At 41.7% G+C, this 12,169-nt stretch carries 10 protein-coding genes; 9 read left to right on the top strand and 1 reads right to left on the bottom strand.

Annotation, left to right across the window (positions count from 1 at the left end):
• Positions 1-182 precede the first annotated feature (182 nt).
• Positions 183-512: a hypothetical protein gene (locus tag AA84_RS0110620; RefSeq protein ID WP_028977184.1), complete on the top strand. Its 330-nt coding sequence runs from the start codon at positions 183-185 to the stop codon at positions 510-512.
• Between the two features lie 203 nt (positions 513-715).
• Here AA84_RS0110620 and AA84_RS0110615 read toward each other — a convergent pair whose 3' ends face one another.
• The gene (locus AA84_RS0110615; protein WP_028977183.1) at positions 716-1,588 is read right to left on the bottom strand and encodes an AraC family transcriptional regulator; all 873 of its coding nucleotides are present in this window, start codon (positions 1,586-1,588) and stop codon (positions 716-718) included.
• 243 nt (positions 1,589-1,831) lie between these two features.
• Between AA84_RS0110615 and AA84_RS0110610 the strand changes: the two genes are divergently transcribed.
• The 8 genes from AA84_RS0110610 (at position 1,832) to AA84_RS0110570 (ending at position 12,110) form a co-directional block, all read left to right on the top strand.
• Positions 1,832-2,635: an HAD family hydrolase gene (locus AA84_RS0110610; RefSeq protein ID WP_223362613.1), complete on the top strand. Its 804-nt coding sequence runs from the start codon at positions 1,832-1,834 to the stop codon at positions 2,633-2,635.
• 21 nt (positions 2,636-2,656) lie between these two features.
• On the top strand, positions 2,657-3,265 hold the full coding sequence (locus AA84_RS0110605; RefSeq protein WP_028977181.1) for a sugar O-acetyltransferase: 609 nt from the start codon (positions 2,657-2,659) through the stop codon (positions 3,263-3,265).
• A gap of 37 nt (positions 3,266-3,302) precedes the next feature.
• Complete coding sequence (locus AA84_RS0110600) at positions 3,303-5,681, top strand: glycoside hydrolase family 2 TIM barrel-domain containing protein (RefSeq protein ID WP_028977180.1); 2,379 nt, start codon at positions 3,303-3,305, stop codon at positions 5,679-5,681.
• A gap of 119 nt (positions 5,682-5,800) precedes the next feature.
• Positions 5,801-6,421 carry a hypothetical protein gene (locus AA84_RS17665; protein ID WP_051577940.1) on the top strand — a complete coding sequence of 207 codons (621 nt, stop codon included), beginning with the start codon at positions 5,801-5,803 and terminating at the stop codon, positions 6,419-6,421.
• A 163-nt stretch (positions 6,422-6,584) separates the two neighbouring features.
• Positions 6,585-6,974, top strand: a complete 390-nt coding sequence (locus tag AA84_RS17660; RefSeq protein WP_051577939.1) for a UPF0236 family transposase-like protein — start codon at positions 6,585-6,587, stop codon at positions 6,972-6,974.
• Between the two features lie 158 nt (positions 6,975-7,132).
• Positions 7,133-8,116, top strand: a complete 984-nt coding sequence (locus AA84_RS0110585; RefSeq protein ID WP_028977179.1) for a LacI family DNA-binding transcriptional regulator — start codon at positions 7,133-7,135, stop codon at positions 8,114-8,116.
• 242 nt (positions 8,117-8,358) lie between these two features.
• Positions 8,359-9,723, top strand: coding sequence for an SLC45 family MFS transporter (locus tag AA84_RS0110575; RefSeq protein ID WP_028977177.1), 1,365 nt, complete (start codon positions 8,359-8,361; stop codon positions 9,721-9,723).
• A gap of 110 nt (positions 9,724-9,833) precedes the next feature.
• Positions 9,834-12,110: a glycoside hydrolase family 65 protein gene (locus AA84_RS0110570; protein ID WP_269473207.1), complete on the top strand. Its 2,277-nt coding sequence runs from the start codon at positions 9,834-9,836 to the stop codon at positions 12,108-12,110.
• Positions 12,111-12,169 lie beyond the last annotated feature (59 nt).

The following is a 12,169-nucleotide window of genomic DNA, read 5'->3' as shown; positions in this document are numbered from 1 at the left end:
CTAATCGGTGAAAAAACGAAAAGGGTTATCTCCTTGTGGGGAAAGCGTTTTGGCCAGTTAGCAAATTAGGCTATGAATAATTCAGGTTAAATTTATTAAACATCACTCAGTCAAAAGCATTCGAAAAATATATCATTCCAGCTATAGAAAAGCGATTAAGAGCGCGCCGCTGGAGTAAGCGAATGAATACCTTATATCTAATTGAAAGTCTCGGGCCTGCCGCTTCATGGATTAATCTATGGCAAGTCTATCACCGAAAGCACATTTCTCGTCAGGATCAATATATCATTTTAAGAATTAATGCACAGGTAAACGAACGTCTCGGGAATATCGTCTGGAAGGCACTAACAACCCCGCACCCAAAAGTTCGCTACGGATTTTCGGTCGTTCCGCGTCCAATAACCAATTGGGTCATTCCCCGGCTTCTTCCCAAGCGGCTTATTGATGTTTTTATGGCGAACAATCTTGGTTTGAAGTATAAAACGGATAAAAAATCCGAGAAAAATTTATAAAGCTTAATGATTGCCACGTCACGTTAATCCTTGTGGCTTTAAAACGGACGTTTGGCTGATGATCAGGGCTGGATGAAACAGAAAAAAGAAACGAAGCAAAAAGAAGCCGTCTGCACCTGTGTCTGTTTTCAATTATTTTCATTGACATTATAAAGGAATGATCGTTTGAATGAAACACTCGGGAATCCTTAACTAAAAAGTACTTATTGTGATTGACGATACGCTTTAGGTGTTTTTCCCATTTCTTGATTAAAAACATGTGTAAAGTAACTGGGCGCCTGAAAACCGCAAAGGGCACTGATCTCAGAAACGGTTAAATTCGTACTTCTCAGTAAATCACGGGACTTAGAAAGCCGGTAGCGGATCAAGTAGTTATTGGGTGATTGTTTTAAATATTTTTTGAACAGCTGGCAGCATTTGCTTCTGCAAATGGCCCCCGCCCCGGCAATGTCGTTCAGTGAGATTTTTCTGTCGTAATTCCGTTGTATATAATCCGTCATTTTCCAGACAAGATTCTGATCAGGGGTTTCATCCAGATGCTCTTTTCGGGTTACTAAGTGGTCGCCGACATCCGCGCATAAAAGTGTCGAAAGAGACATAACGCGAAGAATATTAGGCTGATCTTTTGTCATTTCCCTATTAAGGAAATACATAGTGTCAAGAATATTTTTTTGCCATTCGATTCGTTTGCTCAGGGAGAGGCAGTCTTGGGACAAACTGCCGAATTTCTCTTTAAAATAGTGCTTGGTCACAAGTGAATGCTCAAAAAACAGTGCCGGACTGATCACCAGTGCAATGAACTCACATTCAGTATGATCCTCCGAAAATCCGTAATGGAGTCTTTTGCTGTTTACAAAGATACCGCTGTTTTCCTCCAAATGATGAATGCCACCGTTTACGAAAAAATCCATGGAACCATGAAGGACGAAAATGAATTCCAGATCCGTATGCCAATGGCAAAGTGCTTTGTATCCGTATCTGCTCAAATCGTCTCTCTTCAAATAAAGCGGGAAGTCAGGAATATTGTAATTGAGACGTTCTGACAGATCGGATGAGACGCCTAATGGAGTGCGCATCGCCTTGACTCCTTTACATACGATTTTTACATGATTATATACGATAAAGATAGTGCTTTCAAAGTCTTTTAAATACAATATTTATAGAATAAGTTCTGTTTAAATTCATTGTCGTTTTTTTGCCACTCCGTTGATTGGATCGGAAGGCGCGTGATGCCTGCGGTAATCAATCTCCTGGAGAGCGACAGGTGAGTTTAACAAAGTCATAAAATAAAAAAAGGATGGTAACCGATTTTGGAAAATGTGAAACTGATTGCAACGGATATGGACAGCACCTTGTTGACAAGTACCAGTGAATTGCCGCCTGATTTTGAACGCTATGTTTTAAAACTTCGGGAATTGGGCGTTGATTTTGCGATTGCAAGTGGCCGGCCGCTTTACACACTGAGTGATATTTTTTCAAATCTAAAAGAGGATATGGTCTTTATCTGTGATAATGGCGGATTAGTCAGTTACAAAGGGAAGATACTCTTTAACAGTCTGATTGATGTCAGCGCTTATCAGAAGATGATCCGATTTGTCGAAGATGAAACCGATGGTGTCGCTATTCTATGCGGCTTGGATTCCGCCTATATTTCGAAGAAAAATGAGCAGTATAAATCGTTCCTGTATACGTACTATACCAAAATAACCGTTGTTGAAGACATGCGAAAATTGGCGGTGAAAGCAGATAAGTTTACGATTTATTTCCCGGGGGCAGGCAGCAAGGCGCATTACGATCGAATTTTTAAACCGCAATTTGTAAAAGAATTTTCAGTGGTGATCAGCGGCACGCTTTGGATTGATATCATGAATAAAGGTATTGATAAAGGGAAAGCAATGAAACGATTAGGTGACTATATGCATATTGATTCTTCTCAAATGATGGCTTTTGGCGATACGTATAATGATGCCGAGATGCTTCAATCCGTAAAATACAGCTATATAGTCGCCAATGCCAGCGAAGGTATGAAACAATACGCAAACTATATAACCGCGTCAAATGATGACTATGGAGTTATTAAAATTGTAGAAGAATTGATCAGGCGCAAAGAGCGCAGAGCATAGCTTTTGAATGGAGGTGCCGGGGTGAATAACAAAGAAAGAAAAGAAAAAGGATTGCCCTATCATTATGACGATCCTGAGATCATGGGGAAACAAATGGAGTATCTGGAGTTGCTGCATGATTATAATGCCACAAGACCGTTAGAAAATGAGAAAAAACGGAAATTGTTAAAACAAATGTTCGCGGAGATTGGCGAAAACTGTCATATAGAGACACCGCTCCATGCCAACTGGGGCTGCCATCATGTCCATTTTGGAAGTGGCATTTATTGCAACTTCAATCTCACCTTTGTTGATGATACTGATATATACGTTGGCGACCACTGCATGTTTGGTCCGAATGTTGTGATCGCAACATCCGGACATCCGATTCTCCCCGTACTTCGAGAGCATCATTACGTCTACAACCTGCCCGTTAAGATTGGCACGAATGTCTGGATTGGTGCTGGTGTCCAGATCCTGCCTGGCGTGACGATCGGGGATCATTCGGTTATTGGCGCCGGAAGCGTGGTGACGAGAGACATTCCCGCCAATGTTGTGGCTTACGGCTCCCCTTGCCGTGTGATCAGAAAAATAGGGGAAAAAGATAAAACCTTTTACTTTAAAGATAGAAAACTGGATGTTTGGGAATAGCCGTTATCACTTAATGTAAAAAAACAGAGGTGTACAAATGGAACAATATTGTTTGACCAATTGGAAATTATTTCTAGGCGATCTGTCAAATGCCTGGCAAAAAGATTTTGCGGATCAGGGCTGGAAAAAGGTCACCGTCCCTCATGATTGGAGTATTACTCAGGACTTCACAAAAGATGCGTCAAGCGGCACCGGATATCTGCCGGGAGGCATTGGCTGGTATCGCTGCCATTTTAGCGCTGCGGAATTGGGGGATCTATCGGACCGTGTCCTGCAGATTCGTTTTGAAGGTGTCTATAAAAATGCGGATGTATGGGTGAATGGTTATCATCTCGGCTATCGTCCTTCCGGCTACAGCTCATTTCAGTATGATCTCACGGATCTTGCTGCGTTTAACAACAATGACGAATTTGTGATCGCCGTGCGTGTGGACCACTCGGATATCGCAGATTCCCGCTGGTATAACGGATCGGGAATAACGCGTCCGGTTTATCTTGCCGTTTTGGATCAGGTCTATGTCGACCGTTATGATGTCACTTTTGAAACAGAAGCCATCACCGATCGTGCAGCCAAGGTGAACGCGTCAGCGATATTAACCAATGCACTGGATACAGAGACGCAGGTTACGGTTGAACAGACGCTAAAAGAAATCGGCGGTGAATCTTTCTTTAAATTAGGAGAAGAAACGGTTTCCGTTCCCGCTCACGGTAAACGGGCAGTCGTTTTCGCAAAAGAATTGGCAGAGCCCAAATTATGGAGCGCAGAAATCCCCGCTCTTTATCAATTGGAGACAAAAGTCACTGCTGAAGGAAAAGAATCACATTATCTGGAAAACGTGGGCATCCGCAAGTTTGTCTTCGATCCCAATAAGGGCTTCTTACTGAACAATCAGCCAGCGACGAAATTGAAAGGTGTCAATCTTCATGAGGATGCTGGCTGTTTCGGTACAGCTGTCCCAACTGCGGTTTGGCTGAGGCGCCTGTTTAAAATTAAGGAAGCAGGAGGCAATGCCATCCGCATGGGGCACAATCCTCATGCGCAGAATCTGTATGACCTGTGTGATGCGCTTGGTTTCTTTGTCATTGACGAAGCATTTGATGAATGGGAAAACCCCAAAAATAAATGGTGCCGGGGCCATAATATTTATCCGCCAAAATATGAAGGCTATGCAAAGGATTTTCCCGTCTGGCACGAAAAAGATCTTGTCGATATGGTTCGCCGCAATAAAAATCATGCCTCCGTTATTGCCTGGAGTATTGGCAATGAGATTGATTACCCGAACGATCCGTACGCGAATCAGCTTTTCAATGAAATGACGGGAAATAACGATGCCAATAAACCGGCCGAGGAACGTATCTATAACCCGAATCGTCCGGATACGCGGCGCGCTACTGTGATCGCCAGACGGCTGACAGACATTGTGCACAGAGAGGATGCAACTCGCCCGGTGACCCTGGCGGCAGCTTTTCCGGAGCTATCCTCTCAAACGGGCCTGATCGACGTTCTCGATCTTGTCGGCTATAATTACAAAGAAAATTTATATGAAGATCATCACAAACGCTTTCCGGACAAGCCTTTTTACAGCAGTGAAAGCAAACATAGCTATTCCCAGTGGCTGGCGGTGAAGAATAATAATTATATTTCGGGTCATTTTATATGGACCGGAGTCGACTTTCTGGGAGAAGCGCGTGGTGTATTTCCGAGGCACGGGACATATCGCGGATTGATTGATCTGTGCGGTTATCCAACCATTATGTTCTATAAAAGAAAAAGCTGGTGGGTTGAAGCGGCAACGGGCAAGCTGTACACGCGCCCCTATGATGGCTGCAAAACAGAAGATCCATGGACACCGGTCTTTAGAAAATGGAACTATCGAGACGGAGAAGATGTTGAAATTCGCCTTTATACCAATGCCGATCAGTTTACCCTAAAAATGGGACAGACAGATATTCCGATGACCTTTGATGAAACCGAAGGCTATTACACAGCAGTGACCCATTATCAAAACGTTCCTTTAACGCTTGAAGCAAAAAAAGACGGCAAGCCAATTACAGATTTATTGGAAGCGGTTGGTGAATCGTGCCAATTAATGGCTAACGTCTGGCAAGCACCGGTTAAGTGGTCGCGATTTAACCGCACATATAATCCAGACAAAGTGATCCATCAAATTGAATTAACGTTTATTGATAACAAAGGACGCGCGACAAGCGATGAAAGAATCGTGACTTTTTCGTCGGATGATGCAGCATTTCTCGGGTTTGAAAACGGGAATGTCGATGATATAACCAATTACGTGGAAAAATGGCGCAGAAGCTTTAACGGGCGCATGATTTGCTATGTGCAGACTGACAAGGGGCAAAAAGGCTCCGTGAAATTTTCAGTCGAAGGATTTTCACCGCTTGTTGTGTCCCTTTAATCCTTTATTTAAAGCTATGTCAGAAGGTTACGTTGCTCCCTATATGGATGGGGTATTCGTGAAAAATGCTGACTTTTACGTCTTTCCTCTAACGATATAATCAGAGTATAAAATTAAAAATGAGAGAAGTTGAGAAAGTGGATAGAGTTACTATGAAAGAGGCTCTCTACAAAGATATTGAAAATAGAGCGCAGGCAATCTATCAACAGTACCAATATTTAATGCAGAAAGTCTTGAAAAGTAATACTAACTCAACGAAATCCCAATTGAAATTTTATCTCATAGAGGATGAAAGACTAAATGGAAAATCTGGGCATAAAAACAACGTTGATAATATTGGAATAAATACAGGAGTAATCGATAAGTTTTTTGATTATTTTTATGACTTTGCAAAAAAAAGAAGTGAAGAATTTATAAAGGCGATGTCGCTTGGTGCAGATGAGATTGATGGTGAGGAAATATCATATGAAGGAATTGTATTCGACAATAATGGAAAAGCTAAAGCTATAGACAGCAAAGTTATTGACGTAAGCCTAGCTAGTTTGCTTAATACATTTGTTGCACGTTTCATTTTAACTCATGAATTGGGTCATTTGCTTAATGGCCATTGTGAATATATAAGTGCAAAACAAAGCAGTAATATGCAGTATATTCCGATGTTTTATAGAGATGCCGACAAAATTAATAGTGTCTCACCGTTAGATATTAGGACCATGGAGATGGATGCAGATGCTTTGTAGGCAGAAAGATAGCCTTTATTTCCAGTTAATGGAAACAGCCATTGACTGGAAATAAAGGACACCAAGCGGTAGCGCGGTAGGATCAAGAAGCGATAACTATGGAAAAGAGGGTGACCCCTTGGTAGAATCAAAGTTGACCACAACGATTCGAAGGAGCACCTTCATGAAACAGAATAACACAGTGTATATGAATTTAAAACAACTGGAACAATGGGTCTGGCGGCAGCTACAGGAGACGTTCACTCAGGTGATGAAAAAGCTCTTGGAGGACATGGATCAACAAATTGCCGACGAACGGGATAAAAAACAGTATCGGCTCGTGAGTAAACGCCCGCTTCAAATCACCAGTCTTTTCGGTGAACTCACGATCGAACGCGCTTACTATCGCGACCGAACAAAGAATGAACATGTCTATCTCCTGGATCGGTATTTGGCTTTTGAAAAAGCCGGACATCTCAGCCCGATGGTTGAGGAAGCTGCGATTGAACTGGCGATTCAAGGTCCGTCACCGAAGGTGCTGCCGAAAAGCGCCCTTATGGTTTCGTCGCTTTAATGATAACACCGGATTTTATGATGGTGTTTTATTACCCAACCTAACTGGCTATTTGATTTTACAACTGGCCGCCCGTATTATAAGAAATTATTTTTTGAAAATCCCATGCAACCGTTGCATGAATTTCTGCTATAATGAAGTAAACGGGAGGAATATTGATGGTAACTATTCGGGATGTAGCAAAATATGCTGGTGTATCTGCATCAACGGCATCACGCGCCATACGGAATAGTTCGCTAATCAGCCCAGAAACACGAAAAAAAGTGCAACTTGTTGCAAAAAAAATGAACTATGTTCCAAATTTCAACGCACATAATCTAGCAACTAACGCCAATAACACTGTTGGTATTGTTTTCCCAGTTGATAAGGATGATTTGTACCAAAACCCCTTTTATACTGAATTAATTGAAGGCATTAATCAGGAATTAATACCAAAGCATTTTTTCATGACGGTGGCTTTAGGTGGTACCGTAAAAGAATTGAAGCAAACTATCAAAATAATGATTGAAAATAGTAAAATTGAGCAATTCATTTTATTGTATTCTATTGAAAATGATCCTATTTTGAAATATTTGCAGCAACGAAAAGCAAAGTATGCTGTCATTGGAAAGCCCTATACTAACGCCAATAGCATCCCCTATGTCGACAATGATAATGTCAATGCTGGATTAGACGCAACGGAATATTTGATAAACAAAGGACATCGTCAGTTAGGGTATGCCTTTACTAGTAGATACCAATTGGTACAAACAGACCGAATGCTTGGTTTTCATGAAGCAATTCGTCGCAATGATTTATACGGTTATAATCTGGAACTGTGCAGTGAACGTTTTGGTACCGCCATTAAGGAATATTTGCAACGCTATCCAGACATTTCTGCCATTTTGGCGAGTGATGATATTTTAGCCTTTCAAGTCCAAAAAGCTGTGCAGCGAATTGCCCCTGAAAGGCAGATTGAACTGATGGGATTCAACGATTCTTTATTTGCTAAATTTGCCGAACCCAAAATCAGCACCGTACAAATTTATCCGAAACGACTTGGCAAGGCAGCCGCACAGTTGATTATTCAGCAACTCGAGCAGGAATCGAATGAACCTTTCGAAAAAATAATTGTACCCTATAAAATCATCGAACAAAATTAATTAAAAAATTTATCGGCTGATTTGGTCCGCCAATCGTGCAGTTAATTCGCCTAAACCGCGAAGGAGCTGCTTTTTTGTTTGCTTTTTGATGCAATCGACTGTCCCTTCGTAAAAAAATCTTAAAAAAACCAATTGCAACCGGTTGCATTTTTTTGTAAGCCGTTACATAATAGATTATGCAAGTAACGAACATTATCCTTTTTAAGGCATTGTTGTTCGATTATGGAGGAGGAGAAAGAATGATGTATCAAGAACAACCCGTTAAGACCGATGTAAAAAGCACCGAACAGAAATTGCCAAGTCTCCCGGTCAGTACGATTTGGATGATTAGTTTTGGGTTTTTGGGCGTGCAAATGGCATTCTCATTACAAAGTTCAAATATGGGACGGATCTTCCAGACGATTGGCGCAGATCCTACTAAACTCGGTTTCTTCTTTATCTTGCCTCCGCTGGCAGGTTTAGTTGTTCAACCCTTAGTTGGTTATTTTTCCGACCGCACGTGGATACCAAAACTTGGTCGCCGTATCCCTTATCTGCTCATCGGAGCCATTGTTGCTGTCATTGTCATGTGCCTATTGCCTAATTCAGGCAGTTTTGGTTTTGGTTTTGGTTCAATGACAGCACTGACATTCGGAGCCATCACGATTCTGTTTATGGATCTGTCATCAAACGTTGCTATGCAACCGTTTAAAATGATGGTTGGCGATATGGTTAACGAGGAGCAAAAAGGGTTTGCCTATTCTATTCAAAGCTTTCTCTCAAACAGCGGCGCTGTGCTGGCTTGTATTTTTCCCTTTGTTTTAACCGTGCTGGGCACGTCAAACAGTGCACCAAAAGGGGTTGTTCCTCAATCAGTTGTTATTTCATTTTATGCCGGAGCAATTATTTTAATTGTCTGCAGTTTAATTACGATATTCAAGGTTAAAGAGTATTCACCTTCTGAGTATGCATTCTATCACGGGATCACAGATAAAACCGCTCAGAGAGAAAGTAACATTTTCAAACTGCTTGTCCATGCACCAAAAGTTTTCTGGACCGTTACTATCGTGCAACTCTTCTGCTGGATGGGTTTTCAGTATTTGTGGACTTACGGCGCAGGTGCCGTTGCTAAGAATGTTTGGCAGACGATTGATCCAACAAGCGCAGCTTATCAAGACGCCGGGAACTGGTTTGGTATTTTATCAGCTGTGTATTCATTTGCTGCCGTTTTGTGGTCACTTGTCTTGTCGCGCCTGCCAAATGATAAACGCAAACCGGCTTATGCCTTCAGCCTGTTGCTAGGCGGTATCGGTTTTGGTTCAGTATTCTTCATTCATAATCAATGGGCATTGATCGTTTCATTTATCTTGATCGGTATAACCTGGGCTGCTATGATGACATTCCCATTCACAATACTGACCAATGCTTTGTCTGGCGAGAATATGGGAACGTATCTCGGACTGTTCAATGGAAGCATTTGTTTGCCGCAAATTATTGCATCCTGTGCAAGCTTTGCCTTATTCCCGGCGTTTGGATCATCGATGCCGTCAATGATTTTATTTTCAGGTGTTATGCTGATTATCGGTGCATTCTCTGTTTCAATTATCAAAGAAACCTATGCAGAATAAGTTAATCAGCAATATTAATTGAAACCGCTTTGATTTTTGCTTGACGATGCAACCGGTTGCATTTAATATAAGAGCATGAAAGAGCATTCAAAATGGACATACGAGGAGGAATTGGCATGCAGCGAATTTTTGAAATTGACCCTTGGGAAGTCGTTACCCATAAATTAGACAAAGAAAACAAACGGGTGCAAGAAAGTATGACTAGTATTGGAAACGGCTACATGGGCATGCGTGGGTTTTTTGAAGAAAGTTATAGCGGAGACACACTGCAAGGACTTTACATCGGGGGGGTTTGGTTCCCTGACAAGACACGCGTTGGATGGTGGAAGAACGGCTATCCAAAGTACTTCGGCAAAGCGATCAATGCTGTTAACTTCATCAAAACAAACGTATTGATTAACAGCGAACCGATTGATTTAGCCAGTGATTCGATCAGCGGCTTTAAATTGCAGTTGGACATGAGACGTTCCATACTATCACGGGAATTTATTGTTGAAAAGGGCGACGCTAAATTAAAAGTATCCATTAATCGCTTTGTCAGCGCCGCACAAAAAGAATTATTCGTGGATGCTTATCAATTTGAAAACGAGGGTTCAACGCCTTTTAAATTAACCGTAAATACCCAAATTGACGCTGATGTTCAAAATGAAGATGCAAATTACGGAGAACGTTTCTGGAAAGTTTTAGATAAGTCCCAAAGTAATACCAAAGGTCATGTTGTAGCGATCACTAAAGAAAATCAGTTCGGTACTCCTCGATTTATCGTTGGTAATGAGATGGTCAACAAAACGGATTTGACTGCTGAAAAGACGGATGAATTAGAATTAGCCGTTCAAAACCAGTTCAGTAAAGAACTTGTACCAAGTGACACAGCTTATTTTGAAAAACGTGTCGTTGTCATTACTTCACGCGATTACGATGACCAAGCGAGTTTAATCAAAGCCATGCATGAATTAGCTGCCAAAATTGCGGATGAAAAGTTAGCCGATTTACAGGCGGCTCACACACATGTTTGGGCACAACGTTGGAAAAAATCCGATGTTGAAATTGACGGCGATGCTGCTGCACAACAAGGAATTCGTTTCAACCTGTATCAATTATTCTCTACGTACTATGGTGAAGATGATCGGCTGAACATTGGCCCTAAGGGCTTTACTGGCGAAAAGTATGGTGGTGCCACCTATTGGGATACCGAAGCATTTGCCGTTCCAATGTACTTAGGAGTTACCGATTCTACAGTGACCCGAAACTTGTTAATGTACCGTTATAAGCAGCTCGATGGTGCTTATGTCAACGCTAAAGAACAAGGCTTAAAGGGTGCGCTATATCCGATGGTGACGTTCAACGGAATTGAATGCCATAATGAATGGGAAATTACCTTTGAAGAAATTCATCGAAACGGCGATATCGCATTTGCCATTTACAACTACACCCGATATACAGGTGATAAATCCTATGTATTAAACGAAGGCAGCAAGGTCTTAACCGAAATTTCTCGCTTCTGGGCAGATCGGGTACATTATTCACAACGTAAGGATCAATACATGATTCACGGTGTAACCGGTCCAGATGAATATCAAAACAACATCAATAACAACTGGTATACGAACTACCTGGCACAATGGACTTTGAAATACACACTTGAAATATTGGATGAAGTTTCATCCGAACAAGCAGTTCAATTAAATGTTTCTAATGAAGAAAAGAAACAATGGAAAGAGATCATCAACAAGATGTACTTACCAGAAGACAAGAAACTTGGCATCTTTGTTCAGGACGACGGATTCCTGGATAAAGATTTAAAACTGGTCAGTGAACTTCCAGCTGATCAATTGCCGATTAACCAGCATTGGTCATGGGATAAAATTTTACGTTCGCCATACATCAAGCAAGGTGACGTTCTTCAAGGAATATGGGACTTTATCGATGAATTCACACCGGAACAAAAGAAAGCCAACTTTGACTTCTATGAGCCTTTAACCGTTCATGAATCAAGTTTATCTGCTTCGATTCATTCGATTTTAGCTGCCGACCTGCATTACGAAGATAAGGCAGTTGAAATGTATGAACGGACCTCCCGCTTAGACTTAGATAACTATAACAACGATACTGCCGATGGACTGCATATTACCTCAATGACCGGTAGCTGGCTCGCCATCGTGCAAGGCTTTGCAGGCATGCGCGTTCGCAATAATCAACTACACTTTGATCCATTCTTACCGAAGAAATGGGAAGGGTATCGCTTCCGGATCAACTTCCGTGGACGGATCATCCAAGTTGCTGTCGATCATGTGGGAACACGGATCACATTAGTTTCTGGTGAACCGCTCACCATTGATGTTAAAGGACAAAACGTTCAACTGGATTCAGAAACCGTCACGGCTTAAATTCATATTGAGTGAGTTTCTGCATTTATCCCTAAAGTATAGAGGAAAGTTAGGGGGTA

The sequence above is a fragment of the Sporolactobacillus terrae DSM 11697 genome (genome assembly GCF_000648615.1).
GTDB lineage: Bacteria > Bacillota > Bacilli > Bacillales > Sporolactobacillaceae > Sporolactobacillus > Sporolactobacillus terrae.
The sequence above is the reverse complement of the archived record's forward strand: the minus strand, read 5'-3'. Positions and strand labels throughout refer to the sequence as shown.

Bases quoted from the DNA above. Each gene is read 5' to 3' on its own strand.
- AA84_RS0110620 (WP_028977184.1), top strand. From the start codon at position 183: ATGAATACCTTATATCTAATTGAAAGTCTCGGGCCTGCCGCTTCATGG.
- AA84_RS17660 (WP_051577939.1), top strand. From the start codon at position 6,585: ATGAAACAGAATAACACAGTGTATATGAATTTAAAACAACTGGAACAA.
- AA84_RS0110600 (WP_028977180.1), top strand. From the start codon at position 3,303: ATGGAACAATATTGTTTGACCAATTGGAAATTATTTCTAGGCGATCTG.
- AA84_RS0110615 (WP_028977183.1), bottom strand. From the start codon at position 1,588: ATGCGCACTCCATTAGGCGTCTCATCCGATCTGTCAGAACGTCTCAAT.
- AA84_RS0110575 (WP_028977177.1), top strand. From the start codon at position 8,359: ATGTATCAAGAACAACCCGTTAAGACCGATGTAAAAAGCACCGAACAG.
- AA84_RS17665 (WP_051577940.1), top strand. From the start codon at position 5,801: ATGAGAGAAGTTGAGAAAGTGGATAGAGTTACTATGAAAGAGGCTCTC.
- AA84_RS0110585 (WP_028977179.1), top strand. From the start codon at position 7,133: ATGGTAACTATTCGGGATGTAGCAAAATATGCTGGTGTATCTGCATCA.